This window comes from Ruegeria sp. SAZD013, assembly GCF_059612525.1.
In genome coordinates, this window is sequence record NZ_JBXWQT010000021.1 from 148,439 (window position 1) to 173,664 (window position 25,226).

The following is a 25,226-nucleotide window of genomic DNA, read 5'->3' on the forward strand; positions in this document are numbered from 1 at the left end:
CTTCGCACACTAAGGCAATGCGCACCGCGTTGACAGCCAAGCTGAAGTGAAAACGAGTGGTGGCCGATATCGGAGTCAATTTCTCGACCCTGAACCGATAGCTTTAGCAGGTTCCTCAAAAGACCGCCATGTACAGTTCACCCTCAAAGACACGGTTTGAGCGGCGTTCAGCCCCGCAAACTCCCCGATGGTCTTGAGAAAACAACGAACGTAAGTTGCTATTTACCTTCGAACAACTGCAAACTTGTAAGATGAACAGAAGGCTTCTTAGTCCGGTGCAGGCGCTTTTCGTGGCGGGTCTTGCCGCGCTTGGAGTTTTCACGATCCTCGCAGGCCTTCGTTCTGAAGGTTACCTGCAGCGGCCCGAGCTTGCACATTACGATTGGGTTTTGGACCGCAGGGCCAGCGATGCGTTGGCACAGGATGTTGTCGTGGTCGCGGTCGATGACGAGGATTTGCGCACCTGGGGCTGGCCCCTCTCAGATGGTCAGATTGCGAATATTATCGACGCACTGTCGTCGGCAGGTGCCGCTGTAATCGGTATCGATATCTATCGCGACAATGAGGTGATCGAGGGGCGGCAGCAACTCGAAGCGGCGTTCCTGAAGACCAATGCGATCTGGGTTGTGAAACTGAACGACAGCGGCGGGCTGAGCATCGAGGCGCCGGATTTTGCGCAGAACGACGGCAGCGTGGGGTTTGCTGATATCCCCGTCGACGCGGATGGTGTCGCCCGGCGCAGTATTCTGCTGGTCAGCGGCACCGATCGCATTTCTTTGGCGTTCAGCACACAGTTGGCCCTGCGCGCCACGGGTCAAAACAGCCTGAAAGCCTGGCCGGACGATCCCCGGACCCTGTTGTTTGGTCAGACGCCGGTGCGACGGCTGGAAGACAGGTTCGGCAGCTATCGCGGGCTAGATGATACGGGCTATCAGGTGCTGCTGGATTACACCAACGCATTGCCGATGGCCCCGATCATACTGGCCCGCGACTTGCTCGCCGGACAAGCAGACGCGGACATGATCGAAGGAAAAGTCGCCCTGATCGGGGTTACCAGCAAGTCGATCAAAGACGATTTCCGCACACCGCTGAACAACCCGCCACAGACGCCATTCAGCTATGGCGTATTGGTGCATGCAGCCACCACCCAGCAATTAATCGATTATGCCGCGGGCCGCAGCCAACCGATGCGCAGCCCCGGGCAAAGTGCGCACTTGGCGATAATCTTCGCCAGCGCATTGTTCGGGGCATTAGCTGGGGTTCTGTCGCGCACTGTGCTGACCGTCATACTACTTGGACCAGGCCTTGCCATCGCTATTGGAGTGGCGCTTTCGAACCTTTTGTCTCGTGGCATATGGTTGCCGGTCGTTCCGACATCGGTTGCTTGGTTTACCGCCTTTCTTTTAGCGCTCCTCACTGTCGGGATCATCTCGCGTCGGCAACGCCAGGCCATCGCCAGACTGTTCTCGGATCATCTGTCCCCGGAACTCACAGCCGAGATATGGAACGCGCGTGATATCCTTTTTGCTGGCGGAAAGCCGCGCCCCCGCCGCTTGCGCGTCAGTGTCCTTCTTGCTGATCTGGAAGGCTCGACGACCGTCGGCGGCTCGGCCGAACCGGGTGCCTTCATGGACTGGACAAGCCGGATTTTGGATGAAATGAGCCAGGTCGCTCGCGAAAATGGCGGGTTCATTGAGAAGTTCACCGGTGACGGAATCCTGGTGGTGTTCGGTGCGCCGCTGCCTCGAACGACCGAGGAGGACATCCAGAAGGACGCTGTCGCGGCCTGCCGGACGGCACTGCAAATTTCTGACCGGATTGACAGACTGAATGCAGAAGGTGGTCTGTTGGCACCTTATGGTCTGCGGATCGGGCTCCATAGTGGCGTGGTTTTGGGCGGCACGTTGGGCAGCGCGGGCAGCCTTCAATACAACATCATGGGCGACACGGTGAACATCGCAGCCCGTATCGAGGCATTCGGAAAAGCGTTGCAAGTTAGGCGCGCGTCGGCAACCACGATCTGTGCCAGCGCTGATCTTCGAGAACTCGTTGGACGCTATTTCACGTTTCAGTTGGTCGGGCACCTTATCCACGACGACAAGTCGCGGGAAATTGCGTTATTCTTGCTGACAGGATCGGCACAGAGGGGGGCATCGCAATGATGACACCGGCATGTTCGGGAAACACTCTTGGCGCTTTGATAACCGGTCTGCTGCTGCTTCTGGGCTCGACCATTTCCCTGTCGGCGCAAGAAAGCGAAGGCAGTCAGCAGGCTGATCCAGACGAGGTCATTTTCATTCCGCCCACCATCGGTGCCCCGGCGGACCGCGTCGGCGCTGCCACGCGCGATGTCGGGCAAGAGGCTGGAGCACTGGCCGTGCTCGCACCGGCTGGCGGCGGCGTGACCACATTGGGCAAACCCCCGCTGATCTGGCACTTGGCTGATAATTTTTCAGGCCAGATGTCCGCGCAGTTGGCCCCGGTCGGGTCGCAGCAGAACGGAGTCGGTATTTCCGGCAACGGTCGGTTCCGAAAAGGGTTCTACGCGCTCGACCTGTCGCGCTCGGAACTCGTGCTGGAGCCGGGGCGTATTTATGTCTGGACAGTGGTTCTGGCGGAACCTGAGGCGGGGGCCGTCATCGCGACGGTGACGACTTACGTGGAACGGGTCACCGCCCCAGAGCCCGCCGCAGAGGATGTGCCGGCCTTGGCCGCCAAGGGATTATGGTTCGATGCCCTGCACCCCTTTGTCGAAATCGAGTTATCGGGTAAAGTTCGGGTCAACCGGAATGCGGGGTTTGCGAGCCTTGTCCGGTCTGCTGGCATTTCGCTGCCATAGGACACGCTCCAACCCCTCGGCAAACAGGCGGGGGACGCATGATGATATACCGGTCTTTTTCGGGTCTGGCTCTACGCTGCGCTCTGCTGGCCGTTGCACTGATCTGCACCATTTCAGCAGCGGCCTTTGCGGCGACGGAAAAACGCGTGGCTCTAGTCATTGGCAATTCCGCTTATCAGCATGTCTCGAGTCTGGAGAACCCGATCAATGATGCTCAGGACATCTCGAAATCGCTGGCACGTATAGGGTTCGAGGTCACCACGGGTCTGGACCTGGATTACAACGGTATGCGCTTCGCGCTTCGGGACTTTACCGAAACTGCCGCGGGTGCCGATGTGGCGCTTGTCTATTTCGCGGGCCACGGAATTGAGATCGAGAATACCAACTACCTGATCCCGGTGAACGCAGCACTGAAAAGCGACCGCGACGTCGACTTCGAGGCCATTCGTCTGGATGCAATCGTGAATTCGATTGCCGATACGCCGGGGCTGAAACTGGTTCTGGTCGATGCCTGCCGCAACAATCCTTTCGTTGCGCAGATGTCGCGCGCGTCGGCCACTCGGTCGATCGGGCGTGGGCTGGCCGCAGTGGAACCTGGTGGGGTTGTCGTGGGCTATGCCGCGCGTGGTGGAACGCTGGCGCAGGACGGGGGCGGCCGGAACAGCCCCTATGCGACGGCACTTTTGGAACATATCGAACAGCCGGGGTTGGAGCTTGGGAAAATGTTTCGCCGGGTGCGCGATCGGGTGGTGGAGCTTACGGATGGATTTCAGGAGCCATTTACATATGGCTCACTGCCTGGCGAAGACATCTACCTTGTGCCACAGGTCGAACAGGTGGCAATGCTGGCACCTGCAGACCAGACGACCCAGCCCGTCGCCGTGCGCCCCCTTGCGACCCGCGACACTGCAATCAGCGCCGCGATGAAAGTGAACACCATGCGTGGCTGGTCGCTGGTCGCCGGCAAGTACCGGGCGGCCACCATCGTCGAGCCCGAGATTCTGGGGCGCATGGCCGAGATTACGCCGGATTGGCTGAAGAAACAGGGCCACCTGTCCACAATGGAGGATTTCCTTTTACCGGACCGCGAACGGAAACAGCGTCTGCAAGAGGCGCTCAATACCGCCGGTTTCGAGGTCGGCGTGCCGGATGGCGCGTTCGGACTGAAGACGCGGGCGGGAATAAAGGCTTTGCAGGAGGCCCGAGGGCTTGATCCGACGGGCCATGTCGATGCGGCCGTTCTGGCAAGCTTGCGAATGGAATGGCAGGATGGGTCTGACGATAGTTTTGTCAGCAATCCATTTGTTGTGCGTCAAATGCCGGATGACCTTGAAATGCTGGGTGAAAACGAAGAGATCATAACAGTGCTCAAGTGCCTTGGCTTGCGGAAAAGCATCTATGGCAAGTACCGGGGCAGCTTCTACATCGCCATGATTTATTCCGGCTCGATCGACGACGCGCGCCGCCTCGCCGAGAGCTGTGGCATCGATCTTGCATCCCTGACATCGGCTGACGAGAACGCATTCGTGGTGCGCATGATCGCCCATGATCCGGCCTTGTTTGAACAAGGCTATGACAGTCGAACCAACACCAGTTACAAGGCTGGCCCCTATTTCGGCTTCCGGAAGGACCCAAAGGAAGAAAATGCCGTGACAGGCTGGCGGTGGTACACCGGAGAGCCGGTCAATTTCACAAATTGGTTACCATCGAAACCGAACAAGACCCATGGGAAAGGCAACAAGGCTTTCGCTCAGTTTCAGTATGAACGAAACGGACGCCGAGACCTGAGTGAGATCGTGCCGACACAATGGTTCGACGGGTCGGGACGCTTTGCACGTTCAGTCGTTCTGGAAGGCAGGTTGCCCTAACCGGGATAAGTTCAAATGGATTGCAGCCCAGGTGCATTGCTCAGCTCTACAAAAGATTCAGACAGGGGCTATCCCGGCTAGTAATACTTGCAATGCAATCGAAATCCGATCGCTCTCAAGCCCGATCTGGACGTGTCGCGGTTTGATGCCGCTCCTTTGATGGCACTTATTGCAGCAAAGGAGACGGACTTTGGGACTGAAACGGACGGACGATTTCCGTGCTGATGCAGTGTAGACTCCGCTGACGAGCGGGCTGACACGTCGGCGGGTTGCTTTAGACTTAGGTATTGGCCTTTCGACGCTGAACAAGTGGGTACCGGCGCATCGTAACGCCGGCGTTGTGTCGGACAAGGATCTGGACCTCGCCCGTGAAAACGAGCGACTTCGACGGGAGAACCGGGTTCTCAATGAGGAGAGGGGTATTCTAAAAAAGGCAACAACCTACTTCGCGAGCCAGAAGCCATGAGGTTTAGTTTCATCTAAGAGCATGGAAGCGAATTCCCAGTTAACCGCCTTTGCCAAGTTCTGAATGTCAGCTCATGTATCCTGCGCGCTTATTGCAGCCGCCCAGCCAGCCAAAGGCAGCGGACCAACGCGGTCGTGCTGACTCATGTCCAGGAGCGATCTCGTCTCAGCCTGAGCAGCCACGACCGTCCACAAATGACTGGCGAGTTGAAGGAACTTGGTCTGAGCGTCGGGCGTCGTCGTGTTGGTCGGTTGATGCGTGAAAATAGCATACGAGTCGAGAGATCGAAGTAATACAAAGTGACGACCGACTGCAATAACGCCTTCAATATCGCGCCGAACCTGTTGAACCGGGACTTCACAGCATACGAGCCCAACTGGAAATGGGGAGGCTCGCCCCATCCGCGTTCGTCACGTGGCAGATCAGCAGGAACAGACGCCGTCGGCGTCTGATCTGCAAATCAGCCCTGATTTCACCAAAAGGAAGTCAGGATCAATGAAATCGGTCTAGGTGCTGGATGAAGGAAGTGAGGCAAAAAAGTCAAGGTTCTGTCGCTGGTGGCAGAACTATGTGTCGCCTGACAAATTACTGTGGAACGTCACTGATATTTGACTCAATCGACAGCCAAAACCTCAATAAATCTACAAATCGCGTCATTCAATTCTGACCCAAACGTCAAGCATTTCTGACCCAATCTGAGTAAAGGTCCTTCGTCGACGCTGCGGCTAAGGTCTTAATAGAGCCCACTTTGACCGGTGCTGCGCGATGCCCGAATGACGGCGATGCGCAGTTTACTGACTTTACAAAGTCGACCCAGTGCTCTGAATCTGATATTCACAAATCGTCGGAAATTGGCGATGTGAGCCCTTATGCGAAGTTTGCAGAAATTCGCCTCCGTCCATTCCTCCGTTTACAACCACTTCAACCAGGAAAGATCGTTAGCCAGTCGAGACACCTTCAAGCTGACCCGCGCCGCCGCTCTTAGCGAGTGGCGTCAACTTTGTTCCGGATAAGTTCGCGATTTCCGCGGCAAACTGAGACTAGTTCGAATTAGTCTGACAGCACCTCTCATCCGATACAGTCTTCACGAAGTTGATTATCTCAGATTTCGTCGCACCGCCGTTCCAAGACTTCAGGGGGTCAGAGAAGGCTTGTGTGCTGGCGATTACCAGACAAGCGGATCCAAAGGCTGCTTTGATCAACCAGTGCTTTGACATGTAGATCACCTTTTAGAATCACAAGTTAAGGGGATTGCGGGCGCTGAGCGAAAGTCCGTGGCATTCGCCAATAGTATCCAAAAAAACTCACTCCAGCCTAGAGAAACTGTGAAGAAGCACTTACTCCGTTTCACATTTTCGATGTGTCGAGGCGCCGCATAACGACGCCCCGACCATTTGCGTCAGTTGCCGGTTGGCAGGCTCAAATTGAAGCCGTCCTTTTTCAACTGGTCACGCACCGTCGTGAAGCGGTGGTACTCGCTGAGCGTAATTGGGCCGGAGTAGGATTCGCTCTGCACCGGACGTGGGGGATAGTCGATGTAGGTTCTCACAACCCGCTCAACCTCGCCCATCAGTGTCGGCATCGTCCAAGTGTTCTCACGCCCGGTGGTCATGAAGATGTCGTAGCGCTCCATAGGGTCTTCCCAAAGGTTGAACACCTGCGGAACGGTAGCAACGTACATTTCGGCCCCACGCCATCCCAATTCGGCAGCAGGAGCTTCGGATCCGGCACGCGCACCGTTGTCGCCGCGCATGTTGAAGACGGCCTTCCATTCATTGACGCGCACCGCGCCTGGAGTGAGTTCATTCTCGGTAAAATACGCCCAGGTGTTGCGCTGTGGATCGGCCTCTCCAAACAGGACCGGAGCCATATCAATGCTGTCAAAAATCGTCGGCTGCCCTTCCCGGTCTTCGGTCGGCAACGGAACGCCGGCGAGGTTGGCAAAGGTGGCCATCAGATCGGTGCCGCCGGTGATGTCGCTCGACTTCGTGTTCGGCTCGATCTTACCGGTCCACTTTGCGAAGAAAGGTACGCGGTATGCCCCTTCACGGTCAGTCCCTTTGGTGCCACGAAACGGTGTCATGCCAGCATCAGGATGCACATCCTGCCATGCGCCATTATCAACAGTGTAAATGATCAGGGTATTTTCCCCAATTCCGAGATCTTCCACCTTGTCGAGGATCTGACCAGTGTGGAAATCAAGCTCTACCACCTTGTCGCCATACTTGTTCTTTACCGCCGACTTGCCCACAAAATCAGGCGACGGCAGGTTAGGCTGGTGGTTCGCAGCCCAGTTGATAGACATGAAGAATGGTTGGTCCAGGCCAGCAAGACGCTCCAGTTCTGCCACCGCCTTTTCCGCACCAACTTTGTCCAGCGCGGCCAAATCAGCAGTCGTCATGTCTTCGATAGTCAGCACTTCCTTGGCAGGATCTCCGGCCACGCCTTCAAAAACGCCGGTGGTGTTCTCTTTGTAAAATGCTCTCTGATCATCGGACATCTGCACATTCCAGTCGTCCAGCGCATAGGTGTACGCATTCAGGTGATAGAGAAATGTGTTTTCCATCTTGTCGTAGCCATGGGCTGTCGGCATGGCATAATCTGCTTCCCCGAGGTGCCATTTTCCCATGAAGTAAGTGTTGTAATCAGCCTGCTTCAAAACAGACGCAATCGTCCATTCTGCCGCCGGTAGTCCACCTCCCTGACCCTGAAAAGCAACCGTCGTCATGCCCGAGCGGTTCGGGAAACGCCCGGTCTGCATCGCGGCACGCCCCGGCGTGCAAGAGGATTGAGCGTAGAAATCTGTGAACATCATCCCTTGCTTGGCCATTTGATCAAGATTGGGCGTGTCCATGCCGCGCGCGGCGCCCCCATGATAGGCACCAAGGTCCCAATACCCAGTATCGTCAGAAACGATCATAATGATGTTGGGCTTGCTGCCATAGGTCGACAAAGACGTCGGATCGAAATCCTGAGCCGTCGCGGAGATCGCGAAAGTACAAAAGAAAGCAGCCAATGGCGTGGCAACTTGGTGAGGTTTAATCATGTTTATCTCCTACTCCGGGTAAAAAGTATTAAAGTTTTGAAACTGCGCGTTTCTAAAGGTTTTGATACAGTGCAGAACTGAACACACTACGACCTATTCCGAATGGCCTCTTATACTTTTGGATACATCGGCCTCTCGGGGCGCCGTTTAATCACACCGAACAACTAGTCGATAGGACACTAAACTTTGGATGATCCTTGCGATCATCCTCAGTAATCTCTGTCGTCGATTTTAAGTCTAAATCAACGTTTCACTTTTTTGAGTGATTTAACCCACGAATAGCGCTTGCTTTACCCGCATAAAAGTTTGACCGTCTCATGTTCAACGAAGGTTGTCAGTGGAAAACGGCAGAGAACCAACAACTCACATTACATTATTGCGATTCATCTATTTGTCAAAGTTTCGTCGTGTGCAAATCCGCCCCGGAAGTCTTCGTCCTGATAGATCAAAGGCCAATCATGCACTAACTTTCAATTTGGACCACTAAAATTGGGCGGCTCAGTTCGACCAACGCGCTAGAAGCGGCCGTAATCGCGAATTGGGTTGGGCGCACCCAGAGCAGGCCATCGCTTTAGACCGTGGGCAACTTTGCGTAGCCAAAATTTTGAGACCTTCCTATTTAATGTCCGGTTTGCACTGTTTGCGGTCCTCCGGTGAAAGCGGGCCAATGGCCGAAAAGTCCGCAGACTGTGAGTTCGTGCACCCTGAAAATTTGCGCCTGCAGCGAACGGCCGGTTCGACGGGCCGCACCGCAGCGGCGACATGTGTCGATGAACGTCCGCTTCGGGCCGCTCACAAACTTCTCGATCTAGATGTGGAATATTGAGATATTCCCTGCCAAATCGACCTGAAGACGTCGAAGCACACAATCAGCATGTCGCATTACATAGCCTCCAACGTGTGGGTGAGGCCGTTTCGGATGTGATCTTCCAACAGTTTCTTGGCCGTGTCAGCGTCTCTGGCCAGCGCGGCATCGAACATGCCCTTGTGTTCCTTGACGGCCTCTTCGCCGCGATATGTCAGCACCAGCATCTGATACCGCAGATACTTGTCGTAGATGATCGAGTGCAGAGACAGAAGGTTCTTGGAGTTGCAGGCCGCGATCATCGCTTGGTGAAACTCCCAATCATATCGTTTCCAGGTTTCTTTCTCGGACTCGTCGCCCTTGAGAAGCTGCTGTTCCATCAGGTGCAGTTTGTGGTGTGCGGCAACGAGGTTGCCTTCCCAGTCCGTGTCGCCATTCGCAATGGACAACTCTAACGCGTGGCATTCCAACAGAACGCGCAGCTCTGAAATCTCGGTCAGGTCTTCTCGTGAAACTGGCGTGACCAGAAAACCCCGTTGCTCGGGAGCTTCGACAAATCCATCGCTGGCGAGCCGGTTCAGCGTTTCACGAAGTGTCGAAAGGCTTGCCGAGTAGCGTTCCTTCAGGGCGTCCAGCTTCAGTTTGGAGCCGGGCTGCAACTCCCCGAAGATGATGTCCCGCTTGATGCGCTGATAGGTACTTGCACCTATCGTAGACGGCTGTTTCGCCATGCGTTTCACCCGATATTATCAGTTTCCTCGTTCAATTAGCATTTTTCAGAGACATCAGCAATCCAAACTGATGTATGGTAAAAATAAAAATATCATACATTATTGCGGAATCGCGAAAACCCCAATACGGTCGTGGCCAAGTTGGGCAAAGCAGCCCGATCGCAATCATCGGTTTCGGGATTTTCCGGACCCTCCGGAAGGAAGCAAAGTGTCTAAGAACTTTCGCATTGCCATTGTCGGCATTGGCCTTGTTGGACGCCGCCACGCAGACGCTATACGAGCGTTGCGCCATGTTGATCTCGTCGCGGTGGTCGACCCCAGCGATGAAGGCCGTGCTTACGCCGTTGAGCACGGGGTCGCATGTTACGAAACCCTCGAGGAAATGTTTGCAATTCAGACGCCGGACGGAGCTGTTCTTGCGACCCCGACCACGCTTCATGTTGAACAAGGCCTCACGTGTGTTCGACACGGTTGTCCTGTTCTTGTCGAAAAACCGATCGCCGTAGAAGCCACCGCTGCACTTGAGCTTGTTCAAGCTGCGGAGAAGGCCAATGTGCCACTGATGGTCGGCCATCATCGCAGACACAATCCTCTGATCAGGTCGGCTAAGGAAGCCATTGTCGATGGAAAAATTGGAGATGTGCGCGCTGTCCATGCGAATTGCTGGTTCTATAAGCCAGACGAGTATTTTGATGCTGCGCCCTGGAGAAAGAAACCCGGTGCAGGGCCCATCTCGGTCAATCTTGTCCACGATGTGGATCTGCTGAGGTACCTGGCCGGAGAAGTTGTGACCGTACAGGCTCAGTCGGCTGCATCGCAGCGGGGCTACGACAACGAAGATGTTGCTGGTGCGCTGTTGACGTTTGAAAGCGGGGCGATAGGGACCATAAGTGTGTCCGACAGCATCGTTGCTCCATGGAGCTGGGAGATGACGTCTCAGGAATATCCAATCTATCCTTCGACCACAGAGAGTAGCTATATGATCGGTGGCTCTCATGGTTCGTTGTCCGTTCCCGATCTTCGCCTGTGGAGTTACCAGAGTGAGCAACGGGACTGGTGGACGCCAATCTCATCAACCGCGCTGAAGAAGGGTGCGTCTGACCCTTTGGTCAATCAGCTCAGGCACTTTATTGAAGTAGCTCGGCACGAAGCAGTGCCGATTGTGTCTGGATGGGAAGGTTTTAAAACACTCCAAGTTATTGAAGCTATTCAGAATTCTTGCAGAACAGGTGAAACGGTCAGAATCAAAAACTTACAAAAAACACCAATGGTAGATATGACGGCAGTATAAAATATCTGATATTTTGCAAAAAATCTTGCAAAATTTCCAAAATAGGTCAAAACTCTGAATCGCAAAAAAGAAGCATCATGATGTCTCAGGGAGGAGCAAAGTGATTACCAAACTTACCCGCCGGGCTGCTGTATCAGCCCTTGTTGCAACCGGTGTTCTGTTTGGCGCGACAAGCGGTGCGCTGGCGGAAGACAAAGTGCAACTTCGCCTCGCAACATCAGGATCGGAGACCGACCAGCGCTCGGTCGCTATGGCCGAGGTTTTCGCGCCCATGGTCGCTGATTTCGCAAGCTACGAGCCCAGCTATAATGGAACCATCTTTGCCCAAGGCACCGAGTTGGACGCCATCAGCCGGGGTAACCTGGAAATGTCGATCACCTCGGCGCAGGAACTGGCACAGTTCTTCCCCGAGTTTTCGATCTTTACCGCAGGCTATGTCCACCAGGACGCCGCGCATCAGGTAGCTGTCTTCAACGATCCCTTGATGGATGCCTTTAAGCAGAAGGCCGAAGAAGAACTAGGCGTCAAACTGCTGTCGGTCATGTATCTGGGCCGTCGTCAGGTGAACCTGCGCCAGCCCAAGGATGAGCTGACAGTCACGACGCCCGCAGACTTGGAAGGCGTGAATCTGCGGATGCCGGGCACCGACGCATGGCAGTTCCTTGGCAAGGCGCTGGGTGCCGCGCCGACACCGATGGCCTTCTCCGAAGTCTATACCGCGCTGTCGACCGGTGCCGTTGACGGGCAGGATAACCCGTTGCCGACCGTCGTTGACGCCAAGTTCTATGAAGTGACCAATCAGATCGTCCTGACATCGCATCTGGTCGACCTGAACTATATAGCCATCGGCAAAGAAGTTTGGGACGGGCTGACACCGGAACAGCAAGCTAAGGTTCAGGAAGCTGCGGACGCAGCAGCTGAATCAGGCCGCCAGAAGCAGCTTCAGAAAGAAGAGGATCTTGTCAGCTTCCTGAAAGAGCAGGGCATGGAGATTTACGAACCCGATCTCGCTGCGTTCCGCGATCAGGTACAGTCTATGTATCTGGACAGCGAATTCGCTGGCTCATGGCCCGAAGGCGTTCTGGATCAGATCAACGCTCTGGGCAACTGAACCCAGTAAGACAGGGGAGGGAGAACCATAATGAAGGCCATTATGAAGGGGTTCTCCCGACTGACCGAAGCGATTGCCGGCGGGATGCTGGCGGCAATCTTCCTTATCTTCCTTCTCCAAATTCTACTACGGTACTTCTTCACCCCAGCAGGCTGGACGCTGGAATTGATCGGCATTCTTTGGGTCTGGGTGATTTTCTTCAGCTGCGCTTTCATCGTGCGCGAACGGGATCACGTGAAGTTCGACATCATCTATCTTTCGGTGCCGATGCGCGTACGGCAGGTCTTTGCGATGCTGGCGGCCGCAGCGATCGTAGTCGGTATGCTCTACAGCTTCCTTCCGACGTGGGACTACATCGACTGGATGAAAATCCGCAAGACATCGACTGTCCGCAATCCGTTCTCCGGTGAGAAGATACCGCTGCGCACAGTATTCTCGATTTACGCGGTATTCATGCTGGTCGTCGCAGCGCGCTACGCGTGGCTATTCTTCGACGTCATGCGCAATGGCCCACCAAAGACAGAGTTGGAACTGGTCGTTGGGTACAACGTGGTTGACGATCATCCCCGTGTCGACGTCGAAAAGGATGAGGAAGTTAAAAAATGAGTTTTGAACTTCTTTCCTGCCTGCTCGCTCTCTTTCTTCTGGCAGGCATCGGGACACCTATCGGCTATTCCATCCTCCTGGCCTCATTAGTGTACCTGGGCACGGCCGGACTGGACGTCGCCCTCGCGGGCGAGAAGATCCTGCAAGGCTTTTACAAAAGCACGATCCTGCTTGCCGTGCCTTTGTTCATCGTCGCCGCGAATATCATGAACGCTGGATCGATCACGGACCGTCTTTTGAACTTCTGCGTCGCTGCTGTCGGTCGTTTCAAGGGCGGCCTCGGGCACGTAAACGTGGTAGCGTCACTGATCTTTTCGGGTATGTCCGGCTCGGCCGTCGCGGATGCTGCGGGGATCGGGAAGATCATCATTGAAATGATGACCAAGGATGGCCGCTACAGCCGAGGCTACGCAGCTGCAATCACGGCAGCGTCGGCAACGATCGGCCCTATTATTCCGCCCTCTATCCCGATGGTTTTGTACGCGCTCGTTTCCAAGGCCTCCATCGGGTCGCTGTTTCTCGCCGGTATTCTGCCGGGCCTGATCATGGGCGTCGTCCTCATGGCGATGAACTATTATCTGGCCGGAAAGCGGAACTTTGCATTGGAAGAACCTGTTCCACTGCGCGAGTTGCCGGCTAAAACCGCCAACGCATTTCCGGCACTGCTGATGCCCGCAATCCTGCTATACGGCATATATGGGGGCGTCACCACTCCGACCGAAGCTGCCGCCGTAGCTGCATTCTACGCCCTGCTACTGGCAGCGTTGTTCTACCGAGCGCTGACCTTTCGCGGCCTTTATCAGGTGTTCGTCGACAGTGCGCGCTCTTCCGCAGCCGTCGGGGTTGTCATTGGTGGCGCGTTCATTCTGAACTTCATCGTCATTCAGGAGCAAATTCCTCAGTCTATCTCGGCGCTGCTGGAGGGTTCCGATGTTAGCCCGATTGTGTTCCTGATCCTCGTAAACCTGCTGATCCTCGCGCTGGGATGCGTGTTAGACGCAACAACGATCATCCTGGTGATTGTGCCCCTGTTCATTCCAACCTGCGAAGCGCTTGGGATTGATCTGGTGCATTTCGGGGTGCTGGTCGTCGTGAACTCGATGATCGGTCTGATCACGCCGCCCTATGGCATTCTGCTCTTTGTGATCAACGCCGTGACGGACATTCCGCTACGCGAAATCATCTCGGAAATCTGGGCCTTCCTCGCGGTTCTCATCTTCGCCCTGGTGATCATGATACTGATGCCTGATTTGGTCCTGTGGTTGCCGCGTATGTTTGGATATCAGGGATAATGTGCCTCTCGGTTTCGACAACGTCGATCCCCGGTGATCTGGCCGAAAAGCTGAGTGCTATCGCTGACGCGGGATTCGGGGGTGTCGAATTACACGAACCGGACTTGACCGCTTTTGACGGGCCGCCATCGCAAATTCGGAACATAGCATCAGATCTCGGCCTGAAGATTTGCCTGCTGCAACCTTTCCATAACCTTGAAGGCCAGTCTGGCGGCGGACGGGAGCGCGCCTTTGATCGACTGAAGCGCAAACTCGACCTGATGAGCGAGTTGGGTACGGATCTGCTGCTAATTGGGTCCGCATTCGAGGTCGATGCCGCTGCGACCGAAGAACAGGTAATCGCAGATCTTGGCGAGGCGGCCCAGATCGCAAAAGAAATGGGGTTGCGTCTGGCCTATATGGGCTTGCCATGGTCGGATCTTATTCACTCGGATGAACAGGCGTTAGGCGTCGTTGAAGCTATCGACAGCCCTTATTTGGGGTTGGCCTTGAATTCCTTCTTCTCGCTTGCCGACGGGTCCAAACCAGCCCGCCTTCGGGACATTCCTGGAGATCGGCTGTTCCATGTGCAGCTATCCGATGCACCCCGACTTGAGATGGATATTCGCAGGCTCAAACGGCACTTTGGGCTTCTGCCGGGGCTTGGGTCACTGAACCTTGCGGGCTTTGTGCGGGTGTTGTCCCGCGCTGGGTACAAGGGGCCTTGGTCCATTGCGCGTGTCAATGAAGCAGCTCCTCAACCCGGTGGCCTGACACTGGCCCGAGACAGCTACAGGTCGCTGGTGAACCTGTTAGATGAGGTTTCCCGGACCGAACCGGGAACAGATTTCGGCATCCCGGACCTGCCGGAACGCGTCTATGCGTCAGGCTTCGAATTCGTCGAATTTACAGCCGACGAAACAAGCGGCGCGCAGCTGGCAGATATGCTGTCAGCAATGTGTTTTCGAATGGAGCGAAAACACGTAACCAAGTCCGTCGAGCTGTGGCGGCAGGGCGCGATAAACATCGTTGTGAATACCGAAAAGGAAGGTTTCGCCCATTCGGCGTTCCTGGGTCACGGCCCCTCCGTGTGTGACATGGGGTTGCGTGTCAAAGATGCGGATCAGACGGTTCAGCGAGCGACCGCGTTGGGCGCGCCGAATTTCTCACAACCGGTAGGGACTGGGGAACTGGACATCCCGGCCATTCGAGGTGTTGGTGGCAATGTTGTCCATTTCATAGATGAGAAATCCGATCTGCATCGGGTTTGGGACATCGAGTTCGAGCCAGTCGCCAAGACCAAAGCGATCCAGCCTGCCGGTCTGCGCCGCATCGACCATCTGGCGCAGACGATGCGTAACGATGAGATGCAAAGCTGGCTGCTCTATTACATTTCGACTTTTGAGATGGCAAAGTCCCCGATCGTAAACGTTGCCGACCCATCAGGTGTTGTGCAAAGCCAAGCCATCGAGAGCCCCGAGGGCGAAGTGCGTTTAAACCTGAATGGTGCAGTTGGGCGTCGAACACTGGCGGCTTCATTCCTTGAAGACGGTTTTGGTGCCGGTGTTCAGCACATAGCCTTCCAGTCGGACGACATATTTGAAACCTCAGCCCAATTGCGGAAGTCCGGCTTTCCCAGCCTGTCCATCCCAGAAAACTACTACGCTGATCTGCAAGCGACATTCGGGTTAAGTGAAGACCTGATCGCCCAAATGCGCAGGGATAACATTCTCTACGACTGCGCAGCGGGTTCCGAGTATTTTCAGATCTACAGCCGACCTATCTTTAACGGCTTCTTCTTTGAAATTGTTGAGCGCCGATCTGGCTACTCCGGCTACGGCGCGCGCAATGCTGCGTTCCGATTGGCGGCCCAAGCGCGACACCACATGGCGGAAGGAACAACCTGATATGAAGGCGGCACTAATCGGCCAAGGTATTGCTGGCTCCATGACGCCTGAGATGCACGAGGCAGAAGGTCGGGCGCAGGGTATCGATCTGAGCTACGGTAGGATCGACACTGCAAAAGAGCCATTTCGTGGAATGTCGGTCGCTGATTTACTGCATTATTCCGTTGAATTAGGCTGCGCGGCGGTCAACGTGACGCATCCCTACAAAGCATCAGTCATTGATCATCTTGATGAGCTTTCCAAGACTGCTGAGGAGCTTCAAGCTGTCAACGCGGTGGTTTTTTGTGACGACCGAATGGTTGGCCACAACACCGACTACATAGGTTTCCACAGTGCCTTCGGAGATTTTTTGGGATCATCGAAGACTGAAACGGTTCTCATGTTTGGAGCTGGTGGCGCGGGCAGTGCAGTCTCTTTGGCTTTGCTTGATTCAGGTGTTCGAGACCTGGAGATAATCGATCCTGACTTCCACCGAGCGCAGGCGCTGGTCAGTCGACTAGAGGTCTTGCGCCCTTATGCAAAGATTCAGGGTTCCCCTTCGATTTCGTTGGATCGGATCGAACTTGTGGACGGAATGGTCAACGCAACACCACTTGGAATGGGCAAGTACCCCGGAACTGTCATTGAACCATCCCTGTTGCGGCCCGATGCATGGGTGGCAGACATCGTATATTTCCCGCTTGAGACACACCTACTGAGCAGGGCCCGCGCAACTGGGTTGAAAGTGATGAATGGTGCTGGAATGGCGGTTCATCAGGCTGCAGCGTCTTTTGAAATCTTCACCGGCTGCACCGCCTCAATCAGTCGCCTTCAAAACGTTTTCGATTCACTTCGTCAGCAGCGCATGCGCGAGTTTAGAGGTGCAACGGTATGACAAACGACGAACAAGCAATCCGCCAATGGTGGCGCACATCCATCATTGACATGAAACCCGGTAAGATCGCGTTTCGTGGCAACGCAATAGAGGATCTGATCGGGAACGTTTCTTTTCCGCAAATGATCTGGCTGATGGTGCGGGGTGATCTGCCCAGCGACGCACAAGCGCGTCTGTTCGAAGCCGCTTTGGTCGCAGGCGTGGATCACGGCCCACAGGCCCCCTCAATCGCGGCGGCGCGCATGGCTGCCACCTGCGGGGTAGGTCTCAATAATGCGATGGCGACTGCGGTGAACATGCTGGGCGATGTGCATGGCGGGGCAGGGGAGCAATGCGCCGAGCTGTATTATGATATCTCGGAACGCATGAATGCTGGGGCATCGCTGATTAATGCTGTTCAGGACGGTCTGGACAGCTGGCGCGAGACGTACGGCAAGATCGTCTCGGGCTTTGGCCACCGTTTTCACAAGCCCGTCGACCCGCGCGCGCCCAGGCTGATGCAACTTGTTCGTGATGCAGCGACAGAAGGTACAGTTTCTGGCCGCTTTGCCGATATCGGAGAAGAGGTTCAGTCCGAACTCGGTCGTCAACGCGGCGGTCGGCCGATTGCCATGAATATCGATGGTGCAACAGCCGTGATCTTCTGCGAACTTGGCTTTCCTGCGCCCTTGTCGCGAGGGCTGTTCTGCCTGTCCCGCTCGGTCGGAATACTTGCCCATGCGTGGGAGCAGATGGGTCAGGGCGGTCGGAACAAAGGGCCCATGCCCCCGAATTACTTACCCCACTACGAAGACAGGAATGATGACACGTGAGACATCGAAATCCTTCCGGGTCGGCCTTATCGGCTGTGGTCGTATCAGCGATATTTATCTAAAAACACTCTCCAATTTCTCAAACGTCGAGGTCGTCGCCTGCGCCAGCCTCGATCCTTTGGAAAGCCGCGCCAAGGCGGATCAATACGGCATCTCCAAGGCCTGCACACCGGATGAGGTGTTCGATGACCCGACGATTGACTGCGTTCTGAACCTGACGATCCCGGCAGCCCATGCCGACATCAGCCTGCGCGCCTTGGAGGCGGGCAAGCACGTCTATTCGGAAAAACCACTGGTCATGAACCGGACGGATGGCAAGGCGATTCTGTACGCGGCCGCCGAAAAGGGGCTGCTGGTCGGTTGCGCGCCCGACACGTTTCTGGGCGGTCGCTGGCAAACCGTTCGGCGCTTGATAGACGAAGGCGCAATCGGGAAACCAACTGGGGTATTTGCCCATGTCGGAACCCACGGGACGGAACGCCATCATCCCAATCCGGATTTCTACTATCAGGCGGGTGGTGGGCCATTGCTGGACCTTGGGCCTTACTACCTGACCGCCATGATCTGCTGTCTTGGTCCCGTTGATCGGGTCGCCGGAATGGCACGACGCACATTCGACAAGCGGATGATCGAGAATGGTCCCCGAAACGGGGAATGGATGGATGTCGAGGTCGACACGCATTCGCTTAGCCTGTTGCAGTTCTCATCCGGCGCCATCGGGTCGATGACAATGAGTTTCGACGTCTGGGACAGCGAAACCCCGCGCTTCGAGATCTATGGTGAAAACGGAACCATCAGCATTCCGGATCCTGACCCGGTGCATGGTGCCAATATCTTTCAAGGCGATGTTTGGCTGAAGACGCGCGAAACCTCGCGCTGGTCACATCAGCCCCGTCCAACAGGTCGCGAAGACTGGCCGGTGGTCGAGAACAAACACGGGTTCAACGAAGACAGCCGCGGCTTAGGCCTTTTGGACCTTGCTCTGGCCACACAGGAAGGGCGTCAGCCCCGTGCCAGTGGCGCGCTTGCCTACCATGTGTTCGAGGTCATGGACGCGATTGAACGGGCACCGAAATTCGGAGCCTATCAGACCATAGAAAGCCGGTGCGAGGCACCGAAGCCTCTGCCGGTCAATTTCCTGCAAGATGAGCGGAAGGAGCTGGCTCATGCCGGTTAAAAAACTCGACTTTGCGCTGCCTTTCTTTGACGTCCAGCACATCACTGATGAACAGATTTCCGTCGAGGGCCGTGCAATCGTTCTTAACCTTGGCGAACGGGGCCTCTTGATCGAGGATCAAGCCGTTGCGCCACTTTCGTCCGTGATTGTACAAAATAGCGTTTTGCACGGTGTGGAGCGCGCGGTGATCGTCCATGGCTTTGATGCCCACGGCGATGACGGCCAGCTGTTTGCAAAGGTGAAAAACACGTGGCCGTCTGCTTTTGACGTCCGGCAAGAGGAGCGTTTGCGCGGTGTCAGCCATTACATGTCGCCAAAGGTCTTCGTCGGTAACGTCGGGCTGACCATGTATCACTCGGGTTCGGTTCCGCTGAATGTCGGATTGCACATGGATCATCCGTTCTGCCCCGTACCGGGGTTTCGCGAAGTGCATACGCAAATCGTTGGCTTTGGCAAAATGCAGCAATGCCGGGAACGGGACGTTGAAACCCTTTATCTCGAAGAGTTCATGGCCCCGGGCACGACGCACAAGCCGATGTATGACACCGAAGGCAACTATCCCTGGCATCAATACGAGACGATTACCCCCAGCATCTTCATGGCGGTGGAAATCCTGCCCGAGGGCGCACGGGTCCCGGAAATGGAGGTTCAGAATGGCTGAGAGACTTCTGCCCGAAAACCTGAATTTTGACGGTCCTTTCCCCCGGTTGTCGCGCCGTTTGCGCCTGGGCGTTGTTGGCGGAGGGCGGATATCTGTCACGCAAGCAACGGCCGCGCGGATGACCGACCGGTGGGAGGTCGCCGCAGGTGCGCTCAGTTCTGACGCCGCGCGCAGCAAGGCGCGCGGGGCCGAGTGGTTTCTGCCGGCAGACCGGTGCTATGCGTCGTTCGAGGAGATGGCGCAGGCTGAGGCAGCGCGTCCGGATGGCGTGGATGCCGTGATGATCACCACTCCGAACCACGTTCATTTCTACGCGGCCAAAGCGTTTCTGGAGGCGGGCATTGACGTGCTGTGCGACAAGCCCCTGACCAATGAAGTCGCCGAGGCCGAGGGGCTTGAGGAGATCACCGCGCGCACCGGGCAGGTCTTTGCCGTCGGCTATGCGATGTCGTGCTTTCCGGTAATCCGGCAGGCGAAACAGATCGTGGCCGATGGCGGTATCGGCAAGATCAACCAGATCCATGTTGAGTTCATGCAAGACTGGATGACGCCCGAAGATGTGGCCGATGCGCCTCATGTAAAGTGGCGGCTGGATCCCAAGATTTCAGGCCCGACCAGTTGTGTCGGCGATATCGGCACCCATGCCGCGCATCTCGCCAGTTTTGTCTCGGGCCTGCCGATGACCGACCTGCGGGCCGAGTTCCACGTCTGCGGCGCGTCAAAGCCTTTGGAAGACACGGTATTCATGTTCACCAGCTATCAAAACGAGGTTCCGGGAACCCTGATGGCAACGCGCCTTGCCCCCGGAAACCGGGGCGGGTTGCGGTTGCGCATATTCGGGAGCGAAGGAGGTCTCGAGTGGGATTTGGAGAAGTCCGAGCAGCTGAAGTTCAATCGGTTTGGTGAACCGGATCGTATTATCAGCCGAGGTCACGGGCATGGCATCGGCCCCGGTGCAGAACGACTGATCCGTACCGCACGGGGTTTTCCGGAGGGGATTATCGAAGCCTGGGCCAACTTATATACGGAATTTGCCATGGGGGTGGCTGCCCGCCGGGATGGTGTCCCGGTTCCGGCTGATTGGCTTACTTATCCCAGTGTCGATCAAGGTGCAGACGGCGTGCGTTTCATTGGTGCCTCGGTCCGGTCACACCAATCCGGCGGTGATTGGGTCACAGTTTAAAACATAAATCCGAGCAGTTGGAAAACGCCCGTGGCATCGCCCGGGCGTTTCTATTTTCAGAGCAGCATTCAGAGTTGATATTTTAAAAAATATCAGATATTTTTTACTACGTGTGATGAATTTGAGATTCGCAGACACGTGGAGCTGTCGTTCATGGTGAAACCCGATGAGGCTGGCGCAAGCCCCTCTCTTTATTCCTTGGCGCATCTGACGCTGATCGGCTGCACGCCGCCCGAGTTGGTTTATATCGCCGCCCGGGCCGGTTACGATGCCGTCAGCCCGCGGTTCATTCCGATGCACGTGCCCGGTGAATTTACTCAGTCTCCAATCGACAAGGCGCAGGTGCAGGCCACCAAAACGGCTCTCTCTACCACCGGGGTGAAAGTCCTCGATGTCGAGCTTGCGCGCATCACGGAAGATGTCGATCCGCGCAGTTTTGAGCCCTCGTTGGAGATCGGAGGGGAACTCGGCGCCAAACGCATGATCATGAGCGCATGGACCAACGCCCGCGATGATCGTGACTTTCTGATCGACGTCTATTCCGAAACCTGCGAACTGGCAGCGCCCTACGGGTTAACGGTGGACTTGGAGTTTCCGAGCTTCTCCCGCTTGCGCACGCTGGATGAAGCACTGGACATTGTCCGCGCCTCTGATCAGCCCAACGGCGGTATTCTGGTTGATACGCTCTACCTGCACCTCAGCCGCGTAGATCTTGGTGAGCTGTTGCACGTTCCCTCGGACCTGTTTCACTTCCTGCATATCTCTGATTGCCTGCCCGGCATCGCCGATACGCGTGAGGGCATGATCCAACTGGCCCGCGATGCGCGGCTATATCCCGGTGAGGGATGGATCGATTTCACCGGCATCATCGAACGGATGCCACCCGTCGACTATTCCATCGAACTGCCCAACCAAAGCCGCGTGGCCGAGTTGGGATATGAAGAACACGCGCGTCGCTGTCTCAGCCACGCCAAGCGAACATTCGGCGAGGCGCGGTCACAGCGTCGTATGCACGATGCAGCAATTCCAAAACACCAAGAGGATCACCATGGGCAAAGAGCTCACTGAAAACGATCGCAACATGGCGGCCGATATGCTGGAACGCGCCCGCGCCGCCATGGCCGAGATTGAGGATTGGGATCAGGACAGGCTGAACCGCCTGTCCCAAGCAATCGCGTGGTATGCGGGGAACGAGAAAACTTTCACGCGCCTGGCCCAGCAAGGCGTGGACGAAAGCGGCATCGGAGATCGCGAAGGGCGTCCAGCGAAACGGTTCAAAATCCACATGGTACTGCGTGATGTCTTGCGCACGCCCTCGACGGGGATCGTCGAAGTCGACGAAGAAAAGGGGCTCGTGAAATACGCCAAACCTGCCGGTGTGATCGCGTCTCTGATCCCCATGACCAATCCAGCAATGACACCGCCAGTGACCGGCGTGTCCGCCGCAAATGCCCGGAATGCGGTCATCTTCAGCCCGCACCCGCGAACCGCTCACACGACCTTTGAAATGGTCGAAGTCATGCGTGCAGCTTGTCGTGCTGCCGGTGCTCCCGAGGACTTGTTTCAGTCCATTCGCAAACCGTCGATACCATTGACGCAACATCTGATGGAGATCTGCGACCTGACTTTGGCGACGGGAGGCAAGCCCATGGTCAAAGCAGCGTACAGTTCAGGGCGTCCAGCCTATGGTGTCGGCGCGGGCAATTCATCCATCGTCATCGATGAGACAGCCGACTTGGACATCGCCGCTCAGAACACCCGAATTTCCAAGACGTCTGACTTTGGTTCGGGTTGTTCGGCCGACGGTAACATCATCATCCAGCGCTCGGTTTACGACGATATGGTCAAGGCGCTTGAGGCCGAAGGTGGATACCTGTGTTCGGACGAAGAGAAGGCCATGCTCGAAGAGGCCATGTGGGACGAAAAGGGCAACCGCACGTTTCCGACCATCGCCTGTCCGCCTCAGCAAACGGCCAAGGTCGCCGGGTTCTCGATCCCAGAAGATCGCAAATTCCTGATGGTTGAAAATCAGGGGCAAATCGGGCCGCAGCACAAGTTTTCGAAGGAAAAACTGACAACGCTGATGGCGCTATATCACTTCGACACATTCGATGACGCGCTGGAAACGGTTAGCCAGATTTACAACACCGGGGGCAAGGGCCATTCCTGCGGCATCTACAGCCACAATGACGATCACATCGATCGGTTGGCGCGCCTGGCTCCGGTCAGCCGTATGATGGTGCGACAGCCTCAGTCCAAGGCCAACGCGGGTGCCTGGACCAATGGCATGCCAATGACCAGCAGCCTTGGTTGCGGCATCTGGGGCGGAAACATCACGAATGAAAATGTCACCATGAAACACATGATGAACTACACCTGGGTCAGCCGTCCGATCCCCGAGGATCGCCCCTCGGAGCCGGACCTGTTCGGTGAGTTCTACGGACAGGAGGTCGCGTGATGGACGGAGCGAAACTGGACGGCAAAACCGTTGCCGAGCACATCGTAGACTTTCTCGAACGCCGTGAGGTCAAGCATGTGTTCGGGCTTTGTGGCCATACGAATATCGCGGTTCTGGCCGCTCTGGCCGAAAGCCCGATTGATTTCGTTACCGTGCGGCACGAACAAATCGCCAGTCACGCGGCGGACGCTTATGCCCGCGTGACGGGCAAGGCCTCGGTGGTGTTGTCCCATCTCTCCCCGGGGCTTACCAATTGCGCCACCGGGGTCGCCAACGCGGCACTGGACTGTATCCCGATGGTGGTGATCGCAGGCGATATTCCCACGCATTACTACGGCAAACATCCGCATCAAGAGGTGAACCTGCACGCGGACGCCGCCCAGTGGGAAATCTATCGCCCCTTTGTCAAACGTGCATGGCGGGTAGATCGGGCTGACCTGATGGCCGAGATCCTGGAAAAGGCGTTTCATCTGGCCGAAAGCGGACAGCCCGGCCCGGTGCTGGTCAACGTGCCGATGGACATCTTCTCGGAAGTCATCCCCTCGGACAGCTTCGACCGTATTCTCGACAACACGCGCGCGCTCAAGAAACCGTCGATTGACGATGAAACGGCACGCGAGATTGTCGAAGCCTTGGCAAGGGCCGAAAACCCGGTCGCTTATGTCGGCGGCGGTATCCTTCTGGCTCAGGCCAGCGAGGAGTTGCGCGACTTCGTTGAACATATGGGCCTGCCGGTCGCGCATTCCCTGATGGGCAAGGGCGCATTGCGGGACGACCATCCGCTGGTGTTGGGCATGACCGGGTTTTGGGGCACCGAGCTGGTCAACCAGTCCTGCCTGAATGCGGATTACATCTTTGCCGTCGGCACTCGGTTCAAAGAGGCCGATTGCTCCAGCTGGTATCCCGGCTACACGTTTAACATCCCCGGTTCCAAGGTCATTCATATCGACATCGAACCGCAAGAGATTGGACGGAACTATCCCACCGAGATCGGAGTCGTTGCTGACGCCAAGGCCGCTTTGCGAGTCGTCAACCGGGTTGCCCGCGAGATGTATCCTGAGGGCTTCAAACGCCCCGCGCTGGAACAGAAGATCACCGACTTCCGAACGAACTTCAAAGCGCGCAACGTGGACATGGCGACCTCGTCGTCCTTTCCGATGATGCCCGAACGTATTTTGGCAGATACCCGCAAGGCACTGCCCGAGGATGCCATTATCACTACGGACGTGGGATGGAACAAGAACGGCGTCGGACAACAATTCGATATCCTGGCACCCGGTTCAATCCTGACCCCGGGTGGATTCGCGACGATGGGCTTTGGCCCTCCGGGAGCGATCGGCGCAAAACTGGCAGCCCCTGACCGTGTGGTGATAAGTCTTGTTGGCGATGGGGGGTTCGGTCAGAACCCGTCGATGCTGGCAACCGCGGTCGAGCTTGATCTGGGCATCATCTGGCTGGTTATGAACAACAACGCCTTCGGCACTATCGCGGGCCTTCAAAAGGCGCATTACGGTCTGACATACGGGACCACGTTCCCTGGATCAGCCGCAGCTCCAGCAAACGGACCGGGTTATGCAGATATTGCAAGAGCTTATGGTGCAGAAGGGCACAGGCTCAGTGCTGCTGATGAATTGTTGCCCGCATTGGAAGCGGCAATCGCCAGCGGCAAACCAACCGTTCTTGATGTCCCAATGATCAACAACCCAACACCAACGACCGGACATTGGAACATCTTGGACATATACTCACCGGACAAAGAGGTATCTCACGTCGCGACTTGACGAAACTGGGCGCGTTCAGACGCGCCCAGTTTCTTGTGTCAATGCTCATCCGTGTTCGAGCAAATATCAACAGCTCCGTCGCGGCGCGGTCATCGTTGTTGTGTGTCTGAACTTTTTTGTTGGTTAGTTATTCTCAACGAAGCACGTGAGATAATGTCAAATTGCAATAACGCTGAAGTATGTGCGTTCTTAGCGTCCAAGTTTTCTCTCTCGCAGCGAATGGCAGATTCGACGGGATGCGTCGCAGCATCACCAACAGGCGGCCAACGGCATCTGTGGGTGGCTCCTGCATTGCAAGAGTTTTTTGGCGATTTCTGCGGTCGATTTCGTCAGTACTGT

19 protein-coding genes and 2 pseudogenes are annotated in these 25,226 nt (G+C 56.1%); 18 read left to right on the forward strand and 3 right to left on the reverse strand.

What is annotated here, in order from left to right:
- Positions 1 to 251: 251 nt before the first annotated feature.
- From AC2FLU_RS12410 to AC2FLU_RS12430, 5 genes and pseudogenes are all read left to right on the forward strand, one after another.
- Positions 252 to 2,162 carry a CHASE2 domain-containing protein gene (locus AC2FLU_RS12410; protein WP_480519321.1) on the forward strand — a complete coding sequence of 637 codons (1,911 nt, stop codon included), beginning with the start codon at positions 252 to 254 and terminating at the stop codon, positions 2,160 to 2,162.
- Positions 2,159 to 2,839 carry a DUF928 domain-containing protein gene (locus AC2FLU_RS12415; RefSeq protein WP_480494782.1) on the forward strand — a complete coding sequence of 227 codons (681 nt, stop codon included), beginning with the start codon at positions 2,159 to 2,161 and terminating at the stop codon, positions 2,837 to 2,839. Before AC2FLU_RS12410 ends, AC2FLU_RS12415 begins: the two co-directional genes overlap by 4 nt.
- A gap of 38 nt (positions 2,840 to 2,877) precedes the next feature.
- Positions 2,878 to 4,707: a caspase family protein gene (locus AC2FLU_RS12420; RefSeq protein WP_496811995.1), complete on the forward strand. Its 1,830-nt coding sequence runs from the start codon at positions 2,878 to 2,880 to the stop codon at positions 4,705 to 4,707.
- Positions 4,708 to 4,948: 241 nt separating this feature from the next.
- Positions 4,949 to 5,565, forward strand: a pseudogene (locus tag AC2FLU_RS12425) (transposase family protein); the annotation flags it as partial.
- A 477-nt stretch (positions 5,566 to 6,042) separates the two neighbouring features.
- A pseudogene (locus AC2FLU_RS12430) lies at positions 6,043 to 6,186 on the forward strand (IS6 family transposase); the annotation flags it as partial.
- Positions 6,187 to 6,572: 386 nt separating this feature from the next.
- On the opposite strand, the gene AC2FLU_RS12435 reads toward AC2FLU_RS12430, so the two are convergent.
- Together AC2FLU_RS12435 and AC2FLU_RS12440 are read right to left on the reverse strand one after the other, a co-directional pair.
- The gene (locus AC2FLU_RS12435) at positions 6,573 to 8,219 is read right to left on the reverse strand and encodes an arylsulfatase (RefSeq protein WP_496808178.1); all 1,647 of its coding nucleotides are present in this window, start codon (positions 8,217 to 8,219) and stop codon (positions 6,573 to 6,575) included.
- Positions 8,220 to 9,101: 882 nt separating this feature from the next.
- Positions 9,102 to 9,755 carry a GntR family transcriptional regulator gene (locus AC2FLU_RS12440; protein WP_170328650.1) on the reverse strand — a complete coding sequence of 218 codons (654 nt, stop codon included), beginning with the start codon at positions 9,753 to 9,755 and terminating at the stop codon, positions 9,102 to 9,104.
- Here AC2FLU_RS12440 and AC2FLU_RS12445 point away from each other — a divergent pair.
- From AC2FLU_RS12445 to AC2FLU_RS12505, 13 genes are all read left to right on the forward strand, one after another.
- Complete coding sequence (locus tag AC2FLU_RS12445) at positions 9,754 to 11,046, forward strand: Gfo/Idh/MocA family protein (protein WP_496808177.1); 1,293 nt, start codon at positions 9,754 to 9,756, stop codon at positions 11,044 to 11,046. The two genes, AC2FLU_RS12440 and AC2FLU_RS12445, sit on opposite strands and share 2 nt — an antisense overlap.
- Before the next feature lie 100 nt (positions 11,047 to 11,146).
- Positions 11,147 to 12,157 (forward strand): sialic acid TRAP transporter substrate-binding protein SiaP, encoded by a 1,011-nt coding sequence (locus AC2FLU_RS12450; RefSeq protein WP_480483577.1) that lies wholly within the window; start codon positions 11,147 to 11,149, stop codon positions 12,155 to 12,157.
- Positions 12,158 to 12,187: 30 nt separating this feature from the next.
- Positions 12,188 to 12,763: a TRAP transporter small permease gene (locus AC2FLU_RS12455; RefSeq protein ID WP_480520424.1), complete on the forward strand. Its 576-nt coding sequence runs from the start codon at positions 12,188 to 12,190 to the stop codon at positions 12,761 to 12,763.
- Complete coding sequence (locus AC2FLU_RS12460) at positions 12,760 to 14,055, forward strand: TRAP transporter large permease (protein ID WP_170753386.1); 1,296 nt, start codon at positions 12,760 to 12,762, stop codon at positions 14,053 to 14,055. The genes AC2FLU_RS12455 and AC2FLU_RS12460 overlap by 4 nt, the downstream gene beginning before the upstream one ends.
- Entirely contained in the window at positions 14,055 to 15,941 is a 1,887-nt protein-coding gene (locus AC2FLU_RS12465) for a bifunctional sugar phosphate isomerase/epimerase/4-hydroxyphenylpyruvate dioxygenase family protein (RefSeq protein WP_496808176.1), read from the forward strand. The genes AC2FLU_RS12460 and AC2FLU_RS12465 overlap by 1 nt, the downstream gene beginning before the upstream one ends.
- The gene (locus AC2FLU_RS12470; protein WP_496808175.1) at positions 15,883 to 16,815 is read left to right on the forward strand and encodes a shikimate dehydrogenase; all 933 of its coding nucleotides are present in this window, start codon (positions 15,883 to 15,885) and stop codon (positions 16,813 to 16,815) included. Before AC2FLU_RS12465 ends, AC2FLU_RS12470 begins: the two co-directional genes overlap by 59 nt.
- Entirely contained in the window at positions 16,812 to 17,627 is an 816-nt protein-coding gene (locus tag AC2FLU_RS12475) for a citryl-CoA lyase (RefSeq protein ID WP_480520418.1), read from the forward strand. Before AC2FLU_RS12470 ends, AC2FLU_RS12475 begins: the two co-directional genes overlap by 4 nt.
- Entirely contained in the window at positions 17,617 to 18,804 is a 1,188-nt protein-coding gene (locus AC2FLU_RS12480; RefSeq protein ID WP_480520416.1) for a Gfo/Idh/MocA family protein, read from the forward strand. The genes AC2FLU_RS12475 and AC2FLU_RS12480 overlap by 11 nt, the downstream gene beginning before the upstream one ends.
- A complete protein-coding gene (locus tag AC2FLU_RS12485; protein ID WP_480520414.1) occupies positions 18,794 to 19,465 on the forward strand; it encodes a hypothetical protein in 672 nt (223 codons plus the stop codon). Before AC2FLU_RS12480 ends, AC2FLU_RS12485 begins: the two co-directional genes overlap by 11 nt.
- Complete coding sequence (locus AC2FLU_RS12490; protein WP_496808174.1) at positions 19,458 to 20,648, forward strand: Gfo/Idh/MocA family protein; 1,191 nt, start codon at positions 19,458 to 19,460, stop codon at positions 20,646 to 20,648. The genes AC2FLU_RS12485 and AC2FLU_RS12490 overlap by 8 nt, the downstream gene beginning before the upstream one ends.
- Before the next feature lie 153 nt (positions 20,649 to 20,801).
- Positions 20,802 to 21,716: a sugar phosphate isomerase/epimerase family protein gene (locus AC2FLU_RS12495; protein ID WP_480520410.1), complete on the forward strand. Its 915-nt coding sequence runs from the start codon at positions 20,802 to 20,804 to the stop codon at positions 21,714 to 21,716.
- A complete protein-coding gene (locus AC2FLU_RS12500) occupies positions 21,697 to 23,106 on the forward strand; it encodes an aldehyde dehydrogenase family protein (RefSeq protein ID WP_480554963.1) in 1,410 nt (469 codons plus the stop codon). Before AC2FLU_RS12495 ends, AC2FLU_RS12500 begins: the two co-directional genes overlap by 20 nt.
- Positions 23,106 to 24,887, forward strand: a complete 1,782-nt coding sequence (locus AC2FLU_RS12505) for a thiamine pyrophosphate-binding protein (RefSeq protein ID WP_480520406.1) — start codon at positions 23,106 to 23,108, stop codon at positions 24,885 to 24,887. The genes AC2FLU_RS12500 and AC2FLU_RS12505 overlap by 1 nt, the downstream gene beginning before the upstream one ends.
- 133 nt (positions 24,888 to 25,020) lie before the next feature.
- On the opposite strand, the gene AC2FLU_RS12510 is transcribed toward AC2FLU_RS12505, so the two are convergent.
- Positions 25,021 to 25,226, reverse strand: a 206-nt coding sequence (locus AC2FLU_RS12510; protein WP_496808173.1) for a hypothetical protein, incomplete at its 5' end; no start/stop codon positions are given.

What these genes read in the sequence shown, in the direction of transcription:
- AC2FLU_RS12410 (WP_480519321.1), top strand. Translation starts at nt 252, where the DNA reads ATGAACAGAAGGCTTCTTAGTCCGGTGCAGGCGCTTTTCGTGGCGGGT.
- AC2FLU_RS12415 (WP_480494782.1), top strand. Translation starts at nt 2,159, where the DNA reads ATGATGACACCGGCATGTTCGGGAAACACTCTTGGCGCTTTGATAACC.
- AC2FLU_RS12420 (WP_496811995.1), top strand. Translation starts at nt 2,878, where the DNA reads ATGATGATATACCGGTCTTTTTCGGGTCTGGCTCTACGCTGCGCTCTG.
- AC2FLU_RS12435 (WP_496808178.1), bottom strand. Translation starts at nt 8,219, where the DNA reads ATGATTAAACCTCACCAAGTTGCCACGCCATTGGCTGCTTTCTTTTGT.
- AC2FLU_RS12445 (WP_496808177.1), top strand. Translation starts at nt 9,754, where the DNA reads ATGCGTTTCACCCGATATTATCAGTTTCCTCGTTCAATTAGCATTTTT.
- AC2FLU_RS12440 (WP_170328650.1), bottom strand. Translation starts at nt 9,755, where the DNA reads ATGGCGAAACAGCCGTCTACGATAGGTGCAAGTACCTATCAGCGCATC.
- AC2FLU_RS12455 (WP_480520424.1), top strand. Translation starts at nt 12,188, where the DNA reads ATGAAGGCCATTATGAAGGGGTTCTCCCGACTGACCGAAGCGATTGCC.
- AC2FLU_RS12460 (WP_170753386.1), top strand. Translation starts at nt 12,760, where the DNA reads ATGAGTTTTGAACTTCTTTCCTGCCTGCTCGCTCTCTTTCTTCTGGCA.
- AC2FLU_RS12465 (WP_496808176.1), top strand. Translation starts at nt 14,055, where the DNA reads ATGTGCCTCTCGGTTTCGACAACGTCGATCCCCGGTGATCTGGCCGAA.
- AC2FLU_RS12470 (WP_496808175.1), top strand. Translation starts at nt 15,883, where the DNA reads ATGCTGCGTTCCGATTGGCGGCCCAAGCGCGACACCACATGGCGGAAG.
- AC2FLU_RS12475 (WP_480520418.1), top strand. Translation starts at nt 16,812, where the DNA reads ATGACAAACGACGAACAAGCAATCCGCCAATGGTGGCGCACATCCATC.
- AC2FLU_RS12480 (WP_480520416.1), top strand. Translation starts at nt 17,617, where the DNA reads ATGACACGTGAGACATCGAAATCCTTCCGGGTCGGCCTTATCGGCTGT.
- AC2FLU_RS12485 (WP_480520414.1), top strand. Translation starts at nt 18,794, where the DNA reads ATGCCGGTTAAAAAACTCGACTTTGCGCTGCCTTTCTTTGACGTCCAG.
- AC2FLU_RS12490 (WP_496808174.1), top strand. Translation starts at nt 19,458, where the DNA reads ATGGCTGAGAGACTTCTGCCCGAAAACCTGAATTTTGACGGTCCTTTC.
- AC2FLU_RS12495 (WP_480520410.1), top strand. Translation starts at nt 20,802, where the DNA reads ATGGTGAAACCCGATGAGGCTGGCGCAAGCCCCTCTCTTTATTCCTTG.
- AC2FLU_RS12500 (WP_480554963.1), top strand. Translation starts at nt 21,697, where the DNA reads ATGGGCAAAGAGCTCACTGAAAACGATCGCAACATGGCGGCCGATATG.
- AC2FLU_RS12505 (WP_480520406.1), top strand. Translation starts at nt 23,106, where the DNA reads ATGGACGGAGCGAAACTGGACGGCAAAACCGTTGCCGAGCACATCGTA.